24 protein-coding genes and 1 tRNA gene are annotated in these 21,151 nt (G+C 68.5%); 15 read left to right on the top strand and 10 right to left on the bottom strand.

Annotated features, from left to right (window positions below; translation table 11 throughout):
* Positions 1–152: 152 nt before the first annotated feature.
* Both JW805_00700 and JW805_00695 read right to left on the bottom strand, forming a co-directional pair.
* Complete coding sequence (locus JW805_00700; GenBank protein ID MBN2970533.1) at positions 153–653, bottom strand: O-acetyl-ADP-ribose deacetylase; 501 nt, start codon at positions 651–653, stop codon at positions 153–155.
* Positions 653–1,921: a cation:dicarboxylase symporter family transporter gene (locus JW805_00695; GenBank protein ID MBN2970532.1), complete on the bottom strand. Its 1,269-nt coding sequence runs from the start codon at positions 1,919–1,921 to the stop codon at positions 653–655. The genes JW805_00700 and JW805_00695 overlap by 1 nt, the downstream gene beginning before the upstream one ends.
* Positions 1,922–1,992: 71 nt before the next feature.
* On the opposite strand from JW805_00695, the gene JW805_00690 reads away from it, so the two are divergent.
* Positions 1,993–3,330: a phosphoglucosamine mutase gene (locus tag JW805_00690; GenBank protein MBN2970531.1), complete on the top strand. Its 1,338-nt coding sequence runs from the start codon at positions 1,993–1,995 to the stop codon at positions 3,328–3,330.
* An 88-nt stretch (positions 3,331–3,418) separates the two neighbouring features.
* Here the strand turns inward: JW805_00690 and JW805_00685 are convergent, their stop codons facing one another.
* Complete coding sequence (locus tag JW805_00685) at positions 3,419–3,805, bottom strand: hypothetical protein (GenBank protein ID MBN2970530.1); 387 nt, start codon at positions 3,803–3,805, stop codon at positions 3,419–3,421.
* Positions 3,806–3,908: 103 nt separating this feature from the next.
* Between JW805_00685 and JW805_00680 the strand changes: the two genes are divergently transcribed.
* The 5 genes from JW805_00680 (at position 3,909) to folP (ending at position 8,102) form a co-directional block, all read left to right on the top strand.
* Positions 3,909–4,133 carry a DUF1272 domain-containing protein gene (locus JW805_00680; protein ID MBN2970529.1) on the top strand — a complete coding sequence of 75 codons (225 nt, stop codon included), beginning with the start codon at positions 3,909–3,911 and terminating at the stop codon, positions 4,131–4,133.
* A complete protein-coding gene (gene thiD, locus JW805_00675) occupies positions 4,130–4,885 on the top strand; it encodes a bifunctional hydroxymethylpyrimidine kinase/phosphomethylpyrimidine kinase (GenBank protein ID MBN2970528.1) in 756 nt (251 codons plus the stop codon). Before JW805_00680 ends, thiD begins: the two co-directional genes overlap by 4 nt.
* Positions 4,885–5,481, top strand: coding sequence for a ribonuclease HII (locus JW805_00670; protein ID MBN2970527.1), 597 nt, complete (start codon positions 4,885–4,887; stop codon positions 5,479–5,481). Before thiD ends, JW805_00670 begins: the two co-directional genes overlap by 1 nt.
* Before the next feature lie 238 nt (positions 5,482–5,719).
* Complete coding sequence (locus JW805_00665; protein ID MBN2970526.1) at positions 5,720–6,850, top strand: site-specific DNA-methyltransferase; 1,131 nt, start codon at positions 5,720–5,722, stop codon at positions 6,848–6,850.
* A gap of 127 nt (positions 6,851–6,977) precedes the next feature.
* On the top strand, positions 6,978–8,102 hold the full coding sequence (gene folP / locus JW805_00660; GenBank protein MBN2970525.1) for a dihydropteroate synthase: 1,125 nt from the start codon (positions 6,978–6,980) through the stop codon (positions 8,100–8,102).
* Between the two features lie 111 nt (positions 8,103–8,213).
* On the opposite strand, the gene JW805_00655 is transcribed toward folP, so the two are convergent.
* From JW805_00655 to JW805_00645, 3 genes are all read right to left on the bottom strand, one after another.
* Positions 8,214–8,543 (bottom strand): hypothetical protein, encoded by a 330-nt coding sequence (locus tag JW805_00655; GenBank protein ID MBN2970524.1) that lies wholly within the window; start codon positions 8,541–8,543, stop codon positions 8,214–8,216.
* A gap of 26 nt (positions 8,544–8,569) precedes the next feature.
* Positions 8,570–9,322 (bottom strand): SDR family oxidoreductase, encoded by a 753-nt coding sequence (locus JW805_00650; GenBank protein MBN2970523.1) that lies wholly within the window; start codon positions 9,320–9,322, stop codon positions 8,570–8,572.
* 166 nt (positions 9,323–9,488) lie between these two features.
* Entirely contained in the window at positions 9,489–10,910 is a 1,422-nt protein-coding gene (locus JW805_00645; GenBank protein MBN2970522.1) for a sigma-54-dependent Fis family transcriptional regulator, read from the bottom strand.
* A 148-nt stretch (positions 10,911–11,058) separates the two neighbouring features.
* On the opposite strand from JW805_00645, the gene JW805_00640 reads away from it, so the two are divergent.
* The 7 genes from JW805_00640 (at position 11,059) to JW805_00610 (ending at position 16,114) form a co-directional block, all read left to right on the top strand.
* Complete coding sequence (locus JW805_00640) at positions 11,059–11,184, top strand: aa3-type cytochrome c oxidase subunit IV (protein ID MBN2970521.1); 126 nt, start codon at positions 11,059–11,061, stop codon at positions 11,182–11,184.
* Between the two features lie 19 nt (positions 11,185–11,203).
* A complete protein-coding gene (locus JW805_00635; GenBank protein ID MBN2970520.1) occupies positions 11,204–12,325 on the top strand; it encodes an NAD(P) transhydrogenase subunit alpha in 1,122 nt (373 codons plus the stop codon).
* 129 nt (positions 12,326–12,454) lie between these two features.
* A complete protein-coding gene (locus JW805_00630; protein ID MBN2970519.1) occupies positions 12,455–12,823 on the top strand; it encodes an endonuclease domain-containing protein in 369 nt (122 codons plus the stop codon).
* A gap of 2 nt (positions 12,824–12,825) precedes the next feature.
* Positions 12,826–13,125: an NAD(P) transhydrogenase subunit alpha gene (locus JW805_00625; protein ID MBN2970518.1), complete on the top strand. Its 300-nt coding sequence runs from the start codon at positions 12,826–12,828 to the stop codon at positions 13,123–13,125.
* 154 nt (positions 13,126–13,279) lie between these two features.
* On the top strand, positions 13,280–14,785 hold the full coding sequence (locus JW805_00620) for an NAD(P)(+) transhydrogenase (Re/Si-specific) subunit beta (protein MBN2970517.1): 1,506 nt from the start codon (positions 13,280–13,282) through the stop codon (positions 14,783–14,785).
* 215 nt (positions 14,786–15,000) lie between these two features.
* The gene (locus JW805_00615; GenBank protein ID MBN2970516.1) at positions 15,001–15,942 is read left to right on the top strand and encodes a winged helix-turn-helix transcriptional regulator; all 942 of its coding nucleotides are present in this window, start codon (positions 15,001–15,003) and stop codon (positions 15,940–15,942) included.
* Positions 15,943–16,038: 96 nt separating this feature from the next.
* A tRNA-Val gene (locus JW805_00610) sits at positions 16,039–16,114 on the top strand.
* Positions 16,115–16,313: 199 nt separating this feature from the next.
* On the opposite strand, the gene JW805_00605 is transcribed toward JW805_00610, so the two are convergent.
* Both JW805_00605 and trmB read right to left on the bottom strand, forming a co-directional pair.
* Positions 16,314–16,568, bottom strand: coding sequence for a hypothetical protein (locus JW805_00605; protein MBN2970515.1), 255 nt, complete (start codon positions 16,566–16,568; stop codon positions 16,314–16,316).
* A 19-nt stretch (positions 16,569–16,587) separates the two neighbouring features.
* On the bottom strand, positions 16,588–17,268 hold the full coding sequence (trmB, locus tag JW805_00600) for a tRNA (guanosine(46)-N7)-methyltransferase TrmB (protein ID MBN2970514.1): 681 nt from the start codon (positions 17,266–17,268) through the stop codon (positions 16,588–16,590).
* A 66-nt stretch (positions 17,269–17,334) separates the two neighbouring features.
* Between trmB and JW805_00595 the strand changes: the two genes are divergently transcribed.
* Together JW805_00595 and JW805_00590 are read left to right on the top strand one after the other, a co-directional pair.
* Entirely contained in the window at positions 17,335–17,916 is a 582-nt protein-coding gene (locus JW805_00595) for a phosphatase PAP2 family protein (GenBank protein ID MBN2970513.1), read from the top strand.
* A complete protein-coding gene (locus JW805_00590; GenBank protein MBN2970512.1) occupies positions 17,913–19,295 on the top strand; it encodes an RNB domain-containing ribonuclease in 1,383 nt (460 codons plus the stop codon). The genes JW805_00595 and JW805_00590 overlap by 4 nt, the downstream gene beginning before the upstream one ends.
* Here JW805_00590 and JW805_00585 read toward each other — a convergent pair.
* Positions 19,279–20,328: a hypothetical protein gene (locus JW805_00585; GenBank protein ID MBN2970511.1), complete on the bottom strand. Its 1,050-nt coding sequence runs from the start codon at positions 20,326–20,328 to the stop codon at positions 19,279–19,281. The two genes, JW805_00590 and JW805_00585, sit on opposite strands and share 17 nt — an antisense overlap.
* Positions 20,325–21,149 (bottom strand): hypothetical protein, encoded by an 825-nt coding sequence (locus tag JW805_00580; protein ID MBN2970510.1) that lies wholly within the window; start codon positions 21,147–21,149, stop codon positions 20,325–20,327. Before JW805_00580 ends, JW805_00585 begins: the two co-directional genes overlap by 4 nt.
* Positions 21,150–21,151: the final 2 nt, after the last annotated feature.

Genomic DNA, 21,151 nt, shown 5'->3' with positions numbered 1-21,151 from the left:
CCCCCAACCGTTCGTGCTGAATTTTTAAGACGCCCGCCCATGTCTCCCCTCCCCTTCAGGGGAGGGGCCGGGGGTGGGGCCTCTCCACGAGCGATCCGTACGCGGCACCGCCCCACTCACCCCCCCCCCTGAAGAGGAGCGGCTTATTGGCTCTAACCCAGCAACGCCGCGTAGATCGCCAGTTGGTCGTCTGAGAATAGCGCGAACGTCACGCAGTCCAGCCCCGCATTCGCCGCCAGCGCCGCCCGCGTCTCGCGCACCGCGATCTGCGCTGCCGGTTCGGCCGGGTAGCCGTAGATGCCCGTACTGATCGCCGGAAACGCGAGCGTCGCGAACCCTTCGCGCGCGGCGATGGCGAAGCAGCTTCGGTAGCAGTTCGCCAGCACCTCCGCCTCGCCGCGACCGCCGCCGTTCCACACCGGTCCGACCGTATGAATCACATGCCCCGCGGGCAACCGATAGCCGCGCGACAGCTTCGCCTGTCCCGGCTGGCACCCGCCCAGCGTCCGCGTCTCGGCCACCAACTCCGGTCCGGCCTTGCGATGGATCGCGCCATCCACCCCGCCCCCGCCCAGCAGCGAGGAATTGGCCGCATTGACGATCGCGTCGACCGCCAGGGTGGTTATATCCGCCCGAACCGCGCGAACCCGCATTACTCCGGCGCCTCGGCCAGGATTGCGTCGGCTTCGGTCTTCGGCATGCCCGATCGCCGCCCGATCGCGGAGGTCGCCGCGACGTCCATCATCACATTGCCGAGCGTCCGCATGATATCGGGGAACGTCTCGACCGCGACGAGCAGCGCCAGCGGCCCGATCGGCAGGCCCATCGCAAGTGCGATCGGCGCGATCGACGAGACGAAGCTGATCGTGCCGGGCAGGCTGACGGCGCCCATCGTCGTGACCGCCGCCGCGGCGATACCGATCGCGATCTGCCCCGCGGTCAGCTCCACGTCGAAGATGTGCGCGACGTACAGCGCGACCGCCAGGTTCATCGCGGGTCCGGTGAAGCGGAAGATCGCCACCGCCAGCGGCAGGACAACACCCGAGGTCGCGACGGGCAGCCCCAGCTTCTCGCTGGCACGCAGCATCGCCGGCAGCGAGGCGAGCGACGACTGGGTCGACACCGCAACCGCCGCCGGCTGGGTCATCGCGCGCAGATAGCTGCCCAGCCCCAGCCGCCCGCCGATGATCGCGACCGGAAAGGCGAGCAGCGTCACGCCCGCCCCGCAGGCGGTGACCGTCAGCACATAATGGATCAGCGCCCCGAACGCCGCCGTCCCCGCCTTCGCCCCCACCGCGAACGCCAGTGCGAACACACCCAGCGGCGCCAGCCACAGCACCCAGCCGATGACGATCAGCATCGCATCGGCCACCGCCTGGAACACGCCGGTCAGCAGCTTGCGCGGTTCATCGGGCAGCCGCGTGACGGCAAAGGCGAAGGCGACCGTGAACACGATCAACGGCAGGAAGGCATCATTGGCCGCCGCGGCCAGCGGGTTGGTCGGCACCATCGCGACCAGGAATTCGCTGAAGGGCGGCACCTGACCCACTTCGCTTGCGCTGGCGACCGCGCCCTTCAGCGCCGCCGCGGCCTCGGGCCCCAGCGGAAACAGACCGGTCAGTGCAAAGAAAATGGCCGCCGACAGCGCCGACGACGTCCACAGCAGCGCGATGAAGACGATCAGCGCGCGCGTTGCCAGCCGGCTCGCCTTCGCGGCCTCCGCCGTCGCTGCGATCCCGGTCACCAGCAACCCGACGACCAGCGGCACGATCGTCATCTGCAACCCGTGGAGCCAGATCGTTCCGACCGGTTCGGCGATGGCGACCCCGACCGCATCGACCGAGGGCGCGACGCGCGCCAGCAGGATGCCGAGCACGAGGCCGCCGACGAGCGAGATCAGGATACGGGTGGCTTGCGACATGCTCGATTCTCCGAAGACCTCGCGCTATGGCGGGCCCTTCACCGGGCGACAAGGTTGCGGAAAACGGCACGATGGCAAGGAAATATTTCGGCACCGACGGCATCCGCGGCCTGACCAACGCCGACAAGATGACCGCCGAGATGGCGATGAAGGTCGGCATGGCCGCGGGCAAACACTTCCTGCGCGGCGACCACCGCCACCGCGTCGTCATCGGCAAGGACACCCGTCTGTCGGGCTATATGCTCGAATCCGCGCTGGTCGCGGGCTTCACCAGCGTGGGCATGGACGTGGTCCTGCTCGGGCCGATGCCGACGCCGGCGGTTGCGATGCTGACCGCGTCGATGCGCGCCGACATGGGCGTGATGCTGTCGGCCAGCCACAACCCGTTCTTCGACAATGGCATCAAGCTGTTCGGCCCGGACGGGTACAAGCTGTCGGACGCCGACGAAGCGGCGATCGAGGACGGGATCGACGGTCGCGTCGACCTGGCCCCGGCCGCCGACATCGGCCGCGCGCGCCGCGTCGACGATGCCAAGGGCCGCTACATCCACTTCGCCAAGACGACCTTTCCCCACGACCTGACACTCGACGGGCTGAAGATCGTCGTCGATTGCGCGAACGGCGCCGCCTATCAGGTCGCCCCGTCGGCCTTGTGGGAACTGGGTGCCGAAGTCATCGCGATCGGCGTGACGCCGAACGGCCGCAACATCAACGACCAGGTCGGATCGACCGCGCCGCTGACGCTGTGCGAAACGGTCGCCGCCTCGGGCGCGCATATCGGCATCGCGCTGGACGGCGATGCCGACCGGCTGATCGTGGTCGATGAAACCGGCCAGATCGTCGACGGCGACCAGCTGATGGCGACGATCGCGGGCGGCTGGGCACGTCAGGGCCGGCTGCGGGGCGGTGGCCTGGTCGCCACCGTGATGTCGAATCTCGGCCTCGAACGCCATCTCGCCGCGCAGGGTCTGGGGCTGGTTCGGACCGCGGTGGGCGACCGCTATGTCCTCGAAAAGATGCGCGCGTCGGGCTACAACGTCGGCGGCGAACAGTCGGGCCACATCATTCTCAGCGACTATGCGACGACCGGCGACGGCCTGGTCGCCGCACTGCAGGTGCTGGCCGAAGTCGTTCGTGCGGGCGCGCCGGCCAGCGAAGTCCTCCGCCGCTTCGAACCACTCCCGCAACTGCTGAAGAACGTCCGCTTCTCCGGCACCCAGCCGCTGGAGAACGAGACGGTCAAGGCGGTCATCGCCGACGCCGAAGCCGAACTGGACGGCAAGGGCCGCCTGCTGATCCGCAAGTCGGGCACCGAACCCCTCATCCGCGTGATGGCGGAGGGTGAGGATCACCGGCAGGTCGAAACGGTGGTCGATCGCATCGTGGCGGCGGTGAAAGCCGCGGCCTGACGCCTGACGTTGCGATCGCAAAGTCAGGACTCGCCGGGGCCGGCGGGGTCGCGAAGCGCCCCCGTCCGACGGGCGTGGCGCCCCGCCGTTAAGCCGCGCGATCCGCCGCCGCGAGCAACCAGGCAACCGCCCGCCCGCGATCCTCGAACACCTGCATGTCGGGTCGCTCGGCGCGCATCCGGTTCATCTGGCGCGCGACGAGCGACGATCGCGTCACGAACGCCACCCGCTTCGCCCAGATCGAGCGGTATCGGGTATCGGTGAAGAATACGCTGAACGCCTCGAGCACCGCGCCCGTCGCGACATTGACGCCGGTCAGGTCGTATAGCGTGACATGCTGACCCGCGCGGTCGCCGAGCGAGCGAATTCCGGCATGCAATTCGACGGCGGCCGCCGCGACATCGGCTTCGGAAATGAACCCGGCCGCGGTCAGGCTTACCATCGCGTGCGATCGATCGACGACGACCTTGATCATGCTTTGCCCCCTTAACCGCGCAGCCTAATCGAGATTGGTTTACTACCGCTTATCGACGCAAGCCCGCTTTCCACAGCCGTGCAGAATGCATAGAGCGACCGCCATGCTCGACATGCGCCCCGACTGCGAACGCTGCGGCGTCGATCTGCCCGCCGACGAGGCGGGTGCCTTCATCTGCTCGTTCGAATGTACCTTCTGTGCCGAATGCGCCGATGCGCTCGACGAGCGTTGCCCGAATTGCGGCGGCGAATTGCTCGATCGCCCCGCGCGGGTCGGCAAGGCGCTGAAGGACCATCCGGCGTCGGTCGAGCGGCGCTACCAAGCATGACCGCCACGCCGCGCGTCCTGATTGTCGCCGGATCCGATTCGGGCGGCGGCGCCGGCATCCAGGCCGATATCAAGACGGTGACGATGCTCGGCGGCCACGCGATGACCGCGATCACCGCACTCACCGCGCAGAATACGCTGGGCGTCCAGGGCGTGATGCCGGTGCGGGCCGACTTCGTGGTGCAGCAGATGCGGTCGTGCATCGACGATATCGGCGTGGACGCGGTGAAGATCGGTATGATCGGGTCGGCCGACGTCGCGCATGTCGTCGCTGACGTGCTAGAGGGGCTGGACGCGCCGGTCGTGTTCGATCCGGTGATGATCGCAACTTCGGGTGCGGTACTGGCGGACGACGCGACGATCGCCGCGTTCGAACGGCTGATGCGCCGCGCGACCGTGGTTACGCCGAACCTGCCCGAGCTTGCCGCGCTGGGTGGCGAGGCGGCCGTGCTGGGGCATGGTCCGAGCCTGCTCATCAAGGGCGGCCATGCCGATGGCGAGGACGTCGTTGATCGCATCGTCACTGCGCAAGGCGAGGTGGCGCGCTGGTCCAACCCGCGCATTCACACGCCGCACACGCACGGCACCGGCTGCACACTCGCCAGCGCCATCGCGACCGGCCTTGGCGGCGGTCTGTCCCTCCCGACGGCGACCGAACGCGCGATCCGCTTCGTCCGCGCCAGTCTGGAGGCCGCACCCGGACTGGGGCAAGGTCACGGCCCGATGGGGCAGCAGGCGGCCAAGGGGTTCTGATGCCCGGCCTGAAACACGAAAAGCTCTGCCTTGCCCCCGTCGTCGGGGTGGACGAGGCCGGACGCGGGCCGCTGGCCGGGCCGGTCGTGGCGGCTGCCGTCATCCTGCCGGCCAAGGGCGTGCCGCGCGGGATCGACGATTCGAAGAAGCTGTCGGCCAAGGAACGCGACCGCCTGGCGCTGCGCCTGCGCGATTGCGCACACGTCGGCATCGGCATCGTCGAGCCGGCGGAGATCGACACGCTCAACATCTATTGGGCGACGATGAAGGCGATGACGCTGGCGGTCGAAGCACTCGGCGTCGCGCCGGGCCATGTGCTGGTCGACGGCAACCGATCCCCGCGCTGGGGCTATCCCTGCACTCCGATCGTCGGCGGTGATGCGATCAGCCTGTCGATCGCCGCGGCGTCGATCCTGGCCAAGACGACCCGCGACGCGATCATGATCGCCGCGGCCGAAACCTACCCGGCGTACAACTGGCATTCGAACAAGGGCTATGGCTGCCGCCACCACCTCGCCGCCTTGCGCGAACACGGCCCCAGCCCGCTCCACCGCCGGTCGTTCGCGCCCGTCGCGCAGGCAGAATTGCCGCTCTGAGTCCGCACCGCCAACGGTTCGTCGCAAAACAGCCGTTATCCATATCCGGTGAGTCTTTCGGGCTACACCACTAGGGGTTGTGGATAACTTGCCCACAGGACTCAAAATGCGGGCAGGGTCCAAATTTGTTCCGCTCCGTTAACGAGTTGGTGACGTTTTTCGTTAACCAATGTTCGCTTGACGGAGTCCATCGGCTCCGACGAATTGCGCGTCCAACAACGCCGGGGGGCCGATTCAAATGGGTGTTATCGAAAAGCTGTCTGGCGCGCCTGCGCTGGCGGATGAAGCCCCCCTCGACCTCGCGCTCGACCAGATCCTGAAGGGCGACTGCATCGAGATGATGCGCCGCCTGCCGGCCGCATCGGTCGACCTGATCTTCGCCGATCCGCCGTACAACCTGCAGTTGGGCGGCGACCTCAATCGCCCCGACGGCAGCCATGTCGATGCGGTGACCGACGACTGGGACAAGTTCGAGACGCTGGGGCATTACGACCGCTTCACCCGCGCCTGGCTGACCGAGGCGCGCCGCGTGCTGAAGCCCAATGGCGCGATCTGGGTGATCGGCAGCTATCACAACATCTTCAAGGTCGGGGCCGCGATCCAGGATCTCGGCTATTGGATTCTGAACGACATCGTGTGGCGCAAGGCCAACCCGATGCCGAACTTCAAGGGCACCCGCTTCACCAACGCGCATGAAACGCTGATCTGGGCGTCGATGGGCGAGAAGTCGCGCTACACCTTCAACTATCGCAGCATGAAGACGCTGAACGACGAGCTGCAGATGCGCTCGGATTGGGAATTTCCGATCTGCGGCGGTCAGGAGCGGTTGAAGAAGGACGGGGTGAAGGTCCACCCGACCCAGAAGCCCGAAGCACTGCTGTATCGCATCCTGCTGGCTTGCTCGAAACCGGGCGACGTCATTCTCGACCCGTTCTTCGGCACCGGCACGACCGGCGCGGTCGCCAAACGGCTGGGACGCCACTGGATCGGCATCGAGCGCGAGGATTCCTACATCGCGGCGGCCGAAGAACGCATCGCCGCCGCGCTGCCGCTCGACGAATCGGCGCTGACCACGATGCAGAGCCCCAAGGCCGCACCGAAGGTCGCGTTCGGGACTTTGATCGAAACCGGCTATCTGGTGCCCGGCGCGGTGCTGACCGACACCAAGCGTCGCTGGCGCGCGACCGTCCGCGCCGATGGCTCGCTGCTGAGCGATTGCGGGCAGGCGGGGTCGATCCACAAGCTCGGCTCGACGCTGCAGGGCGCGCCGGCGTGTAACGGCTGGACCTTCTGGCATCATGAGGACGACGGTGCGCTCAAGCCGATCGATACGATCCGGCAGACGTATTTGTTGGCGACACAGCCGTAGCGCCGGCAGGCGAATTGCTGAGCCGATTTGCCGTCTCGGCCGGCGCTGCGGCCGGCGGCACTGCGTGCCGACCGACGTCGCGGCTTTGCCGCGGCGCGATGCCTTGGCTTGAAGGACGGTGGGTGTAGTGATTGATCCGCAAACGATTCCCGCCGACGCCCGGCTGTACCTCCGCCCCGAAGCCTTCGTCGACACCCCCGTCGGCCGTGACGGCACGGTCGCGCGGCTGGCCGGCGGGCTGCTGTGGTTCGCCGCCTACGAACTGATCGCCGTCGTCGGCACGACCCGTGTGGCGCAGGCAAGCGTCCCCGTCGCCGCCCTGCCCGCGGTCATCGCCAACGTGTCGCCCCCGCAGGCCGAGCGGCTCCGCACCCTCGCGGTCGCCATCTCCGCCCCGCGCGCACCAATCATGCTGCCCGGCCGCACGATCCGGCTCGACCAGCCGCAGGTGATGGGGATCCTCAACCGCACGCCCGACAGCTTTTCCGATGGCGGCGCGAACGCCGATGACGACGCCGCGGCGCGGGCCGGGTTCGACATGGCGGCGGCCGGGGCGGCGATCATCGACGTCGGCGGCGAATCGACCCGGCCGGGCGCGGCGACCGTGTGGGAGGGCGACGAGACCGCGCGCGTCCGGCCCGTCATCGAACGGCTTGCTGCGTCGGGCACTGCGGTGTCGATCGACACGCGCAAGGCGGGCGTCATGGAAGCCGCGCTGGCCGCGGGCGCCGGCATCGTCAACGACGTCGCCGCGCTCGCCTGGGACGACCGCGCACTCGGCGTCGTCGCGGCGGCCGGTTGCCCGGTAGTGCTGATGCACACGCCCGATCCGTCCGCGGGGCCGCATGCCCGCCCGACCTACGACGATGTGCTGATCGAGGTATACGACTGGCTGGAGGCGCGGATCGCGGCGGTCGTCGCGGGCGGCGTGGACCGCGCGAACATCCTGATCGATCCGGGCATCGGTTTCGCCAAGTCTCTGGCCGACAATCTTGCGCTGCTCAACGGCCTCGCCATGTTTCACGGACTCGGTTGCGGCATCGTGCTGGGCGCCAGCCGCAAGCGGTTGATCGGGGCGCTGTCGAACGAGGCGCCGGTCGCCGAACGGCTGGGCGGCAGCGTGACGCTGGCGCTTCATGGTGCCGATCGCGGTGCGCAGATCCTGCGGGTCCATGACGTGCCGGAAACGGTGCAGGCACTCCGCGTCTGGCGCGGACTGAAGGACGCCGGGCTGACCAGCCGGCGCGATTAGAAGACTATCGTCGCCCCGCGTAGGCGAGGATCAACTGGCGCTGAACGTCCGGAGACTCACGGTCTTCGGTGACTATCGATCCCCGCATTCGCGGGAATGGCGATGGATAGGTTAGTTCGCCACCACCACCGGCATCATCGGCCGCGACGTCGCGATGCCGTAGAGCGCCAGACCCAACAGCCCGCAAATCAGCGCGACCGTCCTGAGTGTCTTGCGATTGCCCGCCAGGAACCCCGGCACCCCGGCGCCGAACAGCAGGATGCCGCCGACCAGCCAGCGCGAATCCCCCAGCATCTTGAACGTCGCGATGCCGAGCAGGCCGCTTGCCAGGGCTGCGGCGAGTTGCGCATTCTTCAGTCGCGGCGGAGCGGACGGGGAAAAGCGGTAGAGCGCGATTCCGACGAAACCGATTGCGAGCAGCAGGGTAAGCATGGGCAGCATGGCAGGCGTCTCCTGTGTGTCGCCGACTATAGGGTGTAACCGCCGTCGCTGACCAGCGTCGTGCCGGTGACGAGCGCTGCCGCGTCGGACAGCAGGAACGCGATCTGCGCCGCGATTTCCGCCGGCTTCGCATAGCGGCCGAGCGGCGTCGCCATCGCCGCCATTTCGGCAAAGGCAGCGTCGCGGCCGATCTCGGCGGCACGGTCCGCGAACATCGGCACGGCATCCCACACCGGTGTCTCGACGCCCGCGGGCGCGATGGCGTTGACGCGGATGCGGCACCCGGCGCCTTCCTTCGCCGCCACGCGGACGAGGTGGATCAGCGCGGCCTTCGACGCGGCATAGGCGGCGATGCCCGGTTCGGCCTTGATGCCGGCTGCGGAAGACACCGCGACGATCGCCCCACCGCGCTTGCCTATCGCGCGCATCGCGGCGCGCAGCGTCAGGAACGCGCCGTCGAGATTGACCGACAGGATGCGCCGCCACTCGGCGAAGTCGAGCGTCGCGATCGGGCCGGCGCCGGCAACCCCGGCGTTGATGACCGCGCCGTCGAGGCCCTCGAGGGTCGGCGCGGCGGCGGTCCAGAAGGATTCGTCGGCGACGTCGCCGGTCAGGCGATCGACGGTACAGGGCAGGTCGACCACATTCAGGGCATCCGCGGCGATATCGGTGAGGATCAGGCGCTGGGCGCCGTTCGCCGCGAGGTGCTGCGCGGCGGCAAGTCCGATCCCCGAAGCGGCGCCGGTGACGAGGTAGGTGCGGTTGGTGAAGTCGGTCATGCCGAACACCCTACCCCGTTCGTGCCGAGCTTGTCGAAGCACCGCACTTCGGTCCGGGAGCGATGCGGCGAGTGCGGGCCGCCACACTCGTCAGACGGAACGGCTTCGCCGCTCCGCTGGCCGAGCGTGCCGAGTCTTCAATTTGCTCACGCGAATTGAGGCACGATCACGCTGCCGACTGGTCAATCCCGAGCTCGCCCAGCTTACGATACAAGGTCGACCGCCCAATCCCCAACCGTCGCGCGACCTCGGTCATCCGCCCGCGATAATGCCCGATCGCCAGACGGATCACGTCCGCTTCGATCTCCTCGAGCGCGCGCAGATTGCCGTCGGCGCGGAACAGCGTGACCCCGCTCGCGCCGGTCAGATTGCCCGTCCCCGGCATCGACCGCGCCCCCGCCAGCGTTGCGATCTGCGGGAAGTCGGCCTTGGTCAGCGCATCGCCGTCGCACAGCACGGCGGCGCGGAAGAGCGCGTTCTGTAGCTGGCGGACGTTGCCCGGCCAGTCGTACTGGATCAGCAGCGACAAGGCGTCGTCGGTGATACCGAGCGGGCGCAAGCCCGGCTGGGTCGCGATACGGGTCAGCAGATGGCGCGCGAGCGGGGCGATGTCATCCGGGCGGTCGCGCAACGGCGGGATCGTCACCTGAACCACGTTCAGGCGGTAATAGAGGTCTTCGCGGAAGCGGCCCGCGGCGACTTCGTCGGCCAGCGTCTTGTTGGTCGCGGCGACCACGCGGACGTCGACCTCACGCGGGTGACGCGCGCCGATCGCCTGCACCTCGCCCGATTGCAGCACGCGCAGCAGCTTGACCTGCGCCTCCAGCGGCATTTCGCCGATTTCGTCGAGGAAGATGGTGCCGCCATCGGCATCCTGGAACCGCCCGATCTTGCGCTCGAACGCGCCGGTGAAGGCGCCCTTCTCGTGCCCGAACAGTTCGCTTTCGACGAGGTTGGCGGGGATCGCGCCGCAATTGACGCGGATCATCGGCTTTTTGGACCGTGGGGAGGCGGCGTGGATCGCATCGGCGACCACTTCCTTGCCGACGCCGCTTTCGCCCTCGATCAGCACCGGCACCCGCGCCCGCGCCGACTTGGCGGCGATGGCGAGCGCGGCGCGGAACTGCGGGGCGGCGCCGACGATGTCTTCGAACGCGAGGCTCGCCGGCAGCTTCTCGGTCAGCGGTCGCAGCTCGCCCGCTGCCGCCCCACCGATCGCGGCATCGAGCGCGGCGAGCAGCCGCTCGGGCCCCAGCGGCTTCACCAGGAAATCGGTCGCCCCCGCGCGCATCGCATCGACGGCGGCGGCCACCGAGTTGTTCGCGGTCAGCATCAGGATGGGGAGCGCCGGGCGTCGCGCCCGCAGCTCACCGATCAACGCCGCAGTGTCGGCCTGCGGCGACCAGCTGTCGAGGAGGATCGCGTCGAGCGCCATGCCGTCGGGCGTACCCAGCTGCGCCACCGCGACCTCGGCATCCCCGGCGAAGATCGTGCGCCAGCCCCGGCGCCCCGCGATCGCCGCAATCAGCCGGCGCTGCGCGGGTTCGTCGTCGATCAGCATCAGCAGGCGCTGGCCGTTTCGGTTCATGCAACGTGTCCCCGTCGTCCCTGTTCGGGGCAAGGCCTTAGCCGTGGACCGGTAAAGACGGGCTTAAGTCTCGTCCCCGCTCGGGACTTGAGGGACAGGCGGGGGGTGGCTAAGGTTGTTTCAAATTCGCAATCAAGAGGGACTGAATATGGCCGAACAGAGCGACATGAAGGCGCATGTGTCGACCTACAACGGGGTCATGAATTTCCTGAAGTGGGGCACGGTCGTCTGCTTCGTCATCGCGGCAGGAGTGGTCTGGTTGATCGCGGGCTGACGATTCAGGGGGCGGGGGCATGAAGATCGCGGTCTTGGCGGAAACGGCATCGGGTGAACGTCGCGTCGCGGCGACCCCGGAAACGGTGAAGAAATTCATCGGCCTGGGGGCCACGATGGCGGTCGAAAGCGGTGCTGGTGCGAACGCGTCGATCGCCGACGATGCCTATGCCGCCGCCGGTGCGACCGTCGGATCGCGCGCCGAGGTGCTGGCCGACGCCGACATCGTGCTCGGCGTCGCCGGCCCCGACCCCGCCAGCCTGGCCGGCATCAAACCCGGCGCCTGGCTCGCAGCGGGGTTGAACCCGTTTGGTGACCGTCCGCGCGTCGATGCCTATGCCGCGCTCGGGATCGAGGCGCTGGCGATGGAATTCATGCCGCGCATCACGCGTGCGCAGTCGATGGATATCCTATCCTCGCAATCGAACCTCAGCGGCTACAAGGCGGTGCTCGACGCCGCCGCGGAATATGGCCGCGCCTTTCCGATGATGATGACCGCCGCCGGCACGGTCAGCGCCGCCAAGGTGTTCGTGATGGGGGTCGGCGTCGCCGGCTTGCAGGCGATCGCGACCGCGCGGCGGTTGGGCGCACAGGTGTCGGCGACCGACGTGCGGTCGGCGACGAAGGAACAGATCCTGTCCCTGGGCGCCAAGCCGATCTTCGTCGAGAATGTCGCCGGTATCGAAGGCGAAGGCTCGGGCGGCTACGCGACCGAAATGTCCGACGAATACAAGGCCGCGCAGGCGGACCTGGTGTCGTCGCACATCGCCAAGCAGGACATCGTCATCACGACCGCGCTGATCCCCGGCCGCCCCGCCCCGCGCCTGATCAGCGACGCGCAGATCGCGACGATGCGCCCCGGCAGCGTGATCGTCGACCTCGCGGTCGAAGCCGGCGGCAATGTCGAGGGTGCGGTCGCCGGAGAGGTTGTCGAGCGCCACGGCGTGAAGATCGTCGGCCATCGCAATGTCCCCTCCCGCCTGGCAGCAGACGCCAGCGCGCTGTTCAGCCGCAACCTGTTCAATTTCCTGTCGGCCTTCTGGGACAAGGACGCGGGGCGTCCGGTACTCGACGCGGAGATCGGCGACGCGGTGCGGCTGACCCAGGGCGGCCAGGTCGTGAACCCACGGTTGCTGTCATGACCAATCCTCCCCTGCAAGGGGAGGTGGCAGTGCGTAGCACTGACGGAGGGGTGTCACCCCTCTCGATAGCGCGACACCCCTCCGTCGGGCCTTCGGCCCGCCACCTCCCCTTGCAGGGGAGGATGTGAGATGCTCCAAGGAAGCGGCGATACGCAGGCGCGATCGAAGGTCCTACGTCAGCAGATGTCGCCGCCGGAGATCAAGCTTTGGATGGCACTCAAGGGGCGACCTGCAGGCCTCAAGTTCCGGAAGCAACATCCCGCGGGCCCCTATACCGCAGACTTCTACTGTCACGCCGCGCGCTTGGTTGTGGAGATCGACGGTGTCGCTCACGACTTCGGGGATCGCCCCTACCGCGACTCCGCGCGAGATGACTGGTTCAGGGCGCGCGGACTAGCCGTAATGCGCATCGCCGCGTCTGACGTCTTGCGCGACTGCGACGCTGCGGTAACCGGAATCACAGCTACAGCGACCGCCCGCCTTCAGGATTGGGAATAACCATGGACTTCATCGCGATCCTCTCGATCTTCGTCCTCGCCTGTTTCGTCGGCTATTACGTCGTCTGGTCGGTGACGCCGGCGCTGCACACGCCGCTGATGGCGGTCACCAACGCGATTTCCTCGGTCATCATCGTCGGCGCGCTGATCGCAGCGGCAGCGGCGGGGAGTGCGTCGTCGAAATGGCTGGGGCTGCTGGGCGTCGTGCTGGCCAGCATCAACATCTTCGGCGGCTTCGCGGTCACCAGCCGCATGCTGGCGATGTACAAGAAAAAGGACCGGCCGGCGCCGGTCGCGAAGTGACGTTCCTCCCCGGTACGGGGAGGGGGACCATGCGACGCATGGTGGAGGGGGCGTGCCGCATGGGGCGCCGCCGGCGCGTGCAGTGCGAGGGGCGAGTCCCCTCCAACACGCGCCTGCGGCACGCGGTCCCCCTCCCCGTGCCGGGGAGGACATGATGGAACACGTAACCGCAGGCAGTTCGTTCGCCGCACTCGCGTACCTTGTCGCCGGGGTGTGCTTCATCCTCGCGCTGCGCGGCCTGTCGTCGCCGACGTCGAGCCAGCGCGGCAATCGCTTCGGCATGATCGGCATGACGATCGCGGTGGTGACGACGCTCGTTACGCACATACCGATTAGCGACTCCTGTGCCGACGCGCCTGCTCTAAGCTTTTGCAGCAATGTCATCGGACCGGACTGGCTGACCATCGCGCAAATCCTTGCCGCGATCGGCATCGGTGCGGTCATCGGCCTGGTCACCGCCCGCCGCATCGCGATGACGGCCATGCCGCAGCTGGTCGCCGCCTTCCACAGCCTTGTCGGGCTGGCCGCCGTGCTCGTCGCCGCCGCCGCCTTCCTCAATCCGATGGCGTTCGGCATCGCCAAGCTGGTCATTCCGATGATCGGCGAACCCTTCGCCTACATCGCGCCGGTCAGCCGGATCGAGATGGGCCTGGGCGTCGCAATCGGCGCGATCACCTTTTCGGGCTCGGTCATCGCCTTCCTCAAACTGAACGGCAACATGGGCGGCGCGCCGATCCTGCTGCCGGGCCGCCACCTGATCAACCTCGGCACGCTCGCCGCCATCCTGCTGCTGGTCGTCTATTTCACGCAGGATCAGAGCCCGTGGGTGTTCTGGACGATCACGGCCTTAAGCTTCGTCATCGGCTTCCTGCTGATCATTCCGATCGGTGGCGCGGACATGCCGGTCGTGGTCAGCATGCTGAACAGCTATTCTGGCTGGGCGGCCGCCGCGATGGGCTTCACACTGCACAATTCGGCGATGATCATCACCGGCGCGCTGGTCGGCAGCTCGGGCGCGATCCTCAGCTACATCATGTGCCGCGCGATGAACCGCAGCTTCATCAGCGTCATCGCCGGCGGCTTCGGCGCGGAGAGCGGCGGTGGCGGCGCGGGTGCTGCCAAGACCGATCGCCCGTGGAAGCGCGGGTCGGCCGAGGACGCCGCGTTCCTGATGAGCCAGGCCGAACAGGTCATCATCGTCCCCGGCTACGGCATGGCCGTCGCGCAGGCGCAGCATGTGCTGCGCGAAATGGCCGACAAGCTGAAGGAACACGGCGTCCGCGTGAAATATGCGATCCACCCGGTCGCCGGCCGCATGCCCGGGCATATGAACGTGCTGCTGGCCGAAGCGAACGTCCCCTATGACGAAGTGTTCGAGCTGGAGGACATCAACAGCGAGTTCGCGCAGACCGACGTCGCCTTCGTTATCGGCGCGAACGACGTGACCAATCCGGCGGCGAAGACCGACAAGACCTCCCCCATCTACGGCATGCCCGTCCTCGACGTCGAAAAGGCCAAGACGGTGCTGTTCGTGAAGCGCAGCATGGGCGGGGTCGGCTATGCTGGCGTCGATAATGACGTCTTCTACATGGACAATACGATGATGCTGTTGGCCGATGCGAAGAAGATGGTCGAAGAGATTGTAAAAAGCCTCGATTAGCGACGCGGCGGTCGTCCGGCGGCAGGCAAATGGAACCATTCTGAATGGTATCTGCCTGCAATCGCACGAAAATCGCGCGATGTCTCCGAAATGGAGTCATTTCGCCGGCATTCGCTTCCACCTGATCCGAATCAGTCCGTTCCGGTGCCGTCATGGCTCGAACCGGCCGTCTCGCTTCCCCATCAACGGGTGCGAACGGACGAGGAAACGCCTTGATGACCGCCGACGCGACTGCCGACCTGCTCTACGACGCCGCGGCAACCGTCCTGCTCGTCGGTGACCGCGCCGGCGATCTGGCGTCGGCACAGCAGGCGATCGCGCATGTCGGCTATCGCACGGTCGGAACCGTTTCCCTCGCCCAGGCTGCCTCGGCACTCGCGATCCGCAGCGGCCCCGACGTCGTCATGATCGAGGCGACCGGCATCGATCCGGCCGCCGCCGCACACTGGCTGGCCCCCATCGACACGCTGGTGCGCGAACGCGGGATCGACGCGGTGGTCAGCACCGGCTGCGGCGACGACATGGACGCCGTCACCGCGGTCCTGTTCGGCCCCCACGTGCGCCACCTGTGCGACCCGACCGCGGCGGACCGTACCGGTGCGCTCGGCACCGTGCGCGGCGTGCGGGCACTGCGGCTGCATGACAACAGCCGTGACGCCGATGACCGGCTGCGTCAGTTGAATGCCGAGGTGGCGCGCTTTGCCGACACGCTCGCGCGCCTCGCCGGCGAAAGCGACCGCCCGCGTTTCGCCGGTCAGGTCCGCGATCCGTCGCCCGGTTTCCGCAGCGAGCGCTTCGCCGCCGGTTCCGCGGTCGACGCCGGGCTGGTCCGCGATACCATCCGCGGCCGGCGGATGCGCGCGGCGCACTTTGCCGCCGAGCTGTTCGCCGACCCCGCCTGGGACATGCTGCTCGACCTGTTCGCTGCCGAGCTGGAGGGGCGTCGCGTGTCCGTCTCCAGCCTGTGCATCGCCGCGGCGGTGCCGGGGACGACGGCCCTGCGCTGGATCGGGTCGATGGTCGATGCCGGACTGTTCGAACGCTACGACGATCCGGCGGATCGGCGCAGGGCGTTCATCTCGCTGTCGGACACGGCGCGTGCCGGGATGGAGGCGTATTTCGACGCGATCCGTCGGGCCGGAGTGATGCCGGCTTAGGACGTAGGGGCTTGCAGTCGCGGCCACGACACGGCAAAGCCGCGTCGTCGGAGGGGCGTTCCCCGCCGGCCGTGCTCGGCGCCAAGGCGCCTGCGCGGGCGCTTAGCTCAGTTGGTAGAGCATCTCGTTTACACCGAGAGGGTCGGCGGTTCGAGCCCGTCAGCGCCCACCATGGCCGCAGCGAAGACGAAATAGCCGCGCTATTTCGCATCGCGTGGCCAGCGATCGGCGCGGGAGGCGCGGGCCAGAGGGCGCGGCTTCGGCGCGACCGGCGGCGCAGCGGGCGCCAGTGTTTCGGATCGGGAAAGGGCTCCCGACCTCCGCTCCAAACCGTCCACCACCGCGCCCAGACAGGCTTGGGGGAGGATTTGCTACCCCTCCACCACTTCCACCACTTCGAAGTCGTACCGCTCCCACCCGCGCGTCTTTGCGGCATCCGCCAGCGGCACCCGCTTCGCATTCGCCTCGCGTAGCGACTTGGCATGACCCCAGAACACCTCGGTCCGCCCGCCACCCAGATGCGCGACGATCCGCCAGTAATGCGTGAACGGCGCCGACGTCGGCCCGATGGTCTTCACATAGCCATCGGCCATCGTCGCGATCAGCAGGCGCTTGCGCTTCGCCACCGACCGTTACCGTGCGCGGTCAGACGCGGACGTAGCGGAAATACCACACCTCATGCCCCTGCCGCCGCGCCTTGCGTTCGTAGCGCGTCTCGGGCCAGTCGGCGGGGCGGGTCAGGAAGTCGGCTGCGTTCTTCGCCTGCCAGACGAAGTCGCGGCGGCGGTTCATCACCATCATCGCGTGACGGCAATAGGTCGGGTCGTCGGTGCCGAGGCGAAACTCGCATCCGGGTTTCAGCTTCGCCGCGATCAGGTCGAGCGGGCCGTCGTTGACCATCCGGCGCTTGGCGTGGCGCGGCTTGGGCCAGGGATCGGGGTGGAGCAGATACAGCCGCTCCAGGCTCGCGTCGGGCAGCCGGTCGAGCACTTCGATCGCATTGCCCATGTGCAGGCGGACGTTGTCGAGATGGTCGTCGCGGATGTGATTGAGCGCGCCGACGACGCCGTTCAGGAACGGCTCGCACCCGATGAATCCGTGACCGGGCCGCATCGCCGCCTGGCCTGCCAGATGCTCGCCCGCGCCGAAGCCGATCTCGAATTCGAGCGGGCGGTCGTCGCCGAACAGCGCCGCGGCATCGAGCGGCCCGCTTTCGGGCACCGCGACCTGCGGCAGCAGTTCCTCGACGAGCGCGGCCTGGCCGCTGCGTAGCTTGTGCCCGGCGCGGCGTCCATAAAGCTGGCGGTGAGTGGCGGGATCGACCATGGTCGTGCCGATAGGGGCCGCACGCGCGAACCGCAACCGCGGGCGTCCTCGAGCGATTGGACAGTCATGACCAAGGTGACGAAAGCGGCCAAGCGGCTGGAAAAGGCCGATCGCAAGGTGACGCACACGGCGGCGGCGAAGCACGACACGCCGGCGATGCGGGTGGCGGCAAAGGTGGGCGAGCTCGCCGACCAGCCGCCGCTGATCGCCCTCAGCGCCGCGACGCTGGCGATCGGGCTGATCCTGCGCCGCCGGCCGGTGGTGGAGGCTGGCGCGCGGATGCTCGCCAGCCACCTGCTCGCAACCGCGGCGAAGGAAGTGGTCAAGCGCAGCATCGACCGGACGCGTCCGCATTCGGTCAAGAAGGGGCATGCGTACAAGCTGGAGCCCGGCGGTGACCGCTCGCACCATTACAGCAGCTTTCCCTCCGGCCATACCGCGGGCGCCGTGGCCGTCGCGCGGGCGGCGGCGCGGGTCTGGCCCGAACGGACGCCTTCGCTATCGCTCGCCGCGGCGGCGGCAGGCGGTATCCAGTTGCCGATCGCGAAACATTATGCCGGGGATGTGCTGGCGGGGGCGGCGATCGGGCTGGCGAGCGAATGGGTGGTCGACGCGGTCGTGCGCGCGGCCACGCCGGACACCGCATGACCCGCGCACTGCTCGACCGCGATGCCGCCCTGGCCGAAGGACTGGCCGCGATCCGAGTGGAGTTCAGCGTCCCGGCAGGCTTCCCGCCCGAGGTCCGTGCAGCGGCCGAGACGGCGGCGCGGCGCCCGCCCGACGCCCACCGCGATCGCACCGCCATCCCCTTCGTGACGCTGGATCCCGCAACCGCGACCGATCTCGACCAGGCCTTCGCGATCGAGGCGGCGGGCGGCGATCTGCTGCTCCATTATGCCATCGCCGACATCGGCTGGTTCGTGGCCGACGGCGACGCGGTCGACCACGAAGCGTGGAAGCGTGGCGAGACGCTCTACCTCCCCGATGGCAAGGCGGGGCTCTATCCGCCGGTGCTGGCGGAGGGCGCCGCCAGCCTGCTGCCCGACGGCCCGCGCCCGGCGATCGTGCTGACGACGCGGATCGCGCCCGATGGCAGCGGGCAGATCGAGAGTGTCGAGCGTGCGCTGATTCGTAGCCGCGCGAAGCTCGCCTATGACGCGGTGTCGCCTGCCGACCTGCCGCCGGGCTTTGCCGAGATTGCGCGTCGCATCCGCGCTGCCGAGGCCGCGCGCGGCGCGACGCGGGTCGATCCGCCCGATCAGGAAGTCACCCGCGGCGCCGATGGCCGGCTGACGCTCGCGTTTCGTCCGCTGCTCGAGAGCGAGCGCGACAATGCCGCGCTGTCGCTGGCGACCAACATGGCCGTCGCCGACCTGCTCCACGCCCACGCGACCGGGCTGTTCCGGGTGATGGACGCCCCCGACGACGGCGCGGTCGCCCGGCTGCGGCGCGAAGCGGCGGCGCTGGGGCTGGGTTGGCCCGCGGCGATGTCGCTGGCTGATTTCGAGCGAACGCTGGTCGCGCGCGATGCTGCGCAGGCGACGATGATGCTCGCCATCCGCCGCGCCGGGGGCGGCGCGCGCTACGAAGCCTATCGTGCCGACGTCGCGCCCTGGCACGCCGCGGTCGCCGCCCGCTACGCCCATGCCACCGCCCCGCTTAGGCGGCTTGCCGACCGCTATGTCCTGTCGGCAGCGCTGGCCATTGCCAACGGTCGGCCGGTTCCCGCGGCGACGACAAACGCCTTCGCCCGCCTGCCCAAGGTCATGGCCATCGCCGACGCCCGCGCCGGTCGCATCGACCGCGCCGTCGTCGACCTGGCCGAAGCGGTGATGCTCCAGGGCCGCGAGGGCGCAACCTTCGCCGCCGTCGCCACCGACGTCGATGACCGCGGCGTGCGCATCCAGCTCTGCGACCTGCCGATCCTCGCCCGCGTCGATGCGACCGGCATCGCACCCGGCGATCCGCTGACCGTCACCCTGACCGCCGCCGATCCGGCGACGCGGCGCATCATTTTTTCGATTTGAGTGCGTCCGGGGTAATGCTGATGTCGCGCTTCTGGCCCCAGGTCGTGACGACACTGGCGGGCGTGCCGCTCGCGACGCCGATCACCCGCTCCGGCGACGGCAGGCGGTCCTGCTGCGGAAAGATGATCGTCCGGCCGGGCGTGATGAAATCGACGCTCCAAGCCGTTTTCTTGCGATTGTCGAACAGTCCATCGAGAGACGGGCCGACCCAGATCCCCCGACCGGCATCGGACAGGGCGAGCAGATAGCCATTGTCCTGCGCATCGGGTCGATAAAGAGCGCCCATCTGCACCCGTGCTGCGTCCCGACACCAGACCGGCGCTGGCCCCTCGCGTTTCGCGGTCTCGACCGGCATGGCCAGCAAAGCCCCCATCATCGTCGCGTTCAGGTCGGGGGCCAGCGCCTTCGCCTGCCCCTGGAATTGCAGCGCCTTCGGGCATGCCGCGACGGGTGCCGCCGGCGCGGCGTCCTTCGCGCTCGCGGGCCAGGCGAGAGCCGCCAGTGCCGCGCGAACCGCCGCGAACGCCTGTGGCCCGTCGGCGGTCTTGCTCGAATAGCGCAGCTTCACCAGCCATTCGCCCAGCGGCACCATGGCGATCGCGGTGCCGCGATACGGGCCATCGGTAATCCCCCAGCCCTGCGCCAGCCCGCTCGCGATGCTGCGCCCGGGCGGGGCGACCGCGATCGGGGCGACGGCGACCGGCGTCAGCGTGCCCCAGCCGTCGCGCGATTCGATCGCCGATGTCGCGCGATCGAACCACACCGGCACCGCGCCCGACAGAGTGCGATAGACATAGACCGTCAGTTCGCTGCGATCGTCGGTGTAGGTCGCGACGACATCGAGTTCGGGGCCTTCGAATTCGCGCACCTGCGTGCGCGGCAGATCGATCAGGCGCACCGGCAGCGTCGCGCCGCTGTTCGCATGGACGAACGGCGCATCCGCCGACACCGGCAGCACGCGCGGCTTGACCTGCGCGGTCGCCGGAACGGTGACGGCCGCCGCGAGCAGGCCGAGGCAGATCGTTCGGATCACTTCGCATCTCCCTTGGTCGCCGGCAGCTCGATCCGGCGCAGCGGCCGGCCGGGCGTCGCGGCATACATCGTCATCGCCTTGTCCGGCCCCGGCACGCCGATGATCAGCGGCAGGCCGGACGACCAGGCGGTGAAGACATGGGCTTCGTTCGGGATCGTGTCGGTCAGCGTCGTCGTGAACAGCATCGCCGACTTGGCGTCTTTCGGTGGGCGATCCTGCGTCATGCAGCCCTTGCTGAACGCAAAGGGCGTACCGGCACGCCCCGTCGCGTCGACGTCGACGCGGTAATGGCCGCCGATCACGACCTTGTCCGCGGCGGGCTGGGCCGACAGGAAATAGACGCGGATCGGCGCCCCCGGCGTGTCGGGCGGCAGGACGACGGTATTGAAGCTGGTCGTGCACGGCGCGATCTTCGCCGCCGTCAGTGCAGCACTGGCGGCGGTGCGCGCGGCGATCATCGCGCGTCGTTCGGGTGACAGCGCCGCCGCATCGCTCTCGGGCACAACCGGATCGACGAGCTTTCCGCCGGCCATATGCGCGACATATAGGGCACGCGGTGTCGAGCTGCGGTCGTAGAAGACGATCGTCGCGTCGCTGATCGGACCATCGACGATCCACCCACCGACGCGCGCCTTGGCGTCCGGCAGGCGCTTCAGCATGTCGTCGGTGCCGATCCACGCCGCGCGATCATAGGCAGCGATCAGCGCGCCGCGCGCGGATGTCTCCGCCAGGCGGGCCGACGGATCGGGCGCCTGTGCCGTCGCAGCGGTAGCGGTGCAGAGGAGCGCCGCGGCGCCGATACGAAACGGGAGGCTCGTCATGG

This window comes from Roseomonas aeriglobus (assembly GCA_016937575.1).
GTDB lineage: Bacteria > Pseudomonadota > Alphaproteobacteria > Sphingomonadales > Sphingomonadaceae > Sphingomonas > Sphingomonas aerigloba.
The sequence above is the reverse complement of the archived record's forward strand: the minus strand, read 5'-3'. Positions and strand labels throughout refer to the sequence as shown.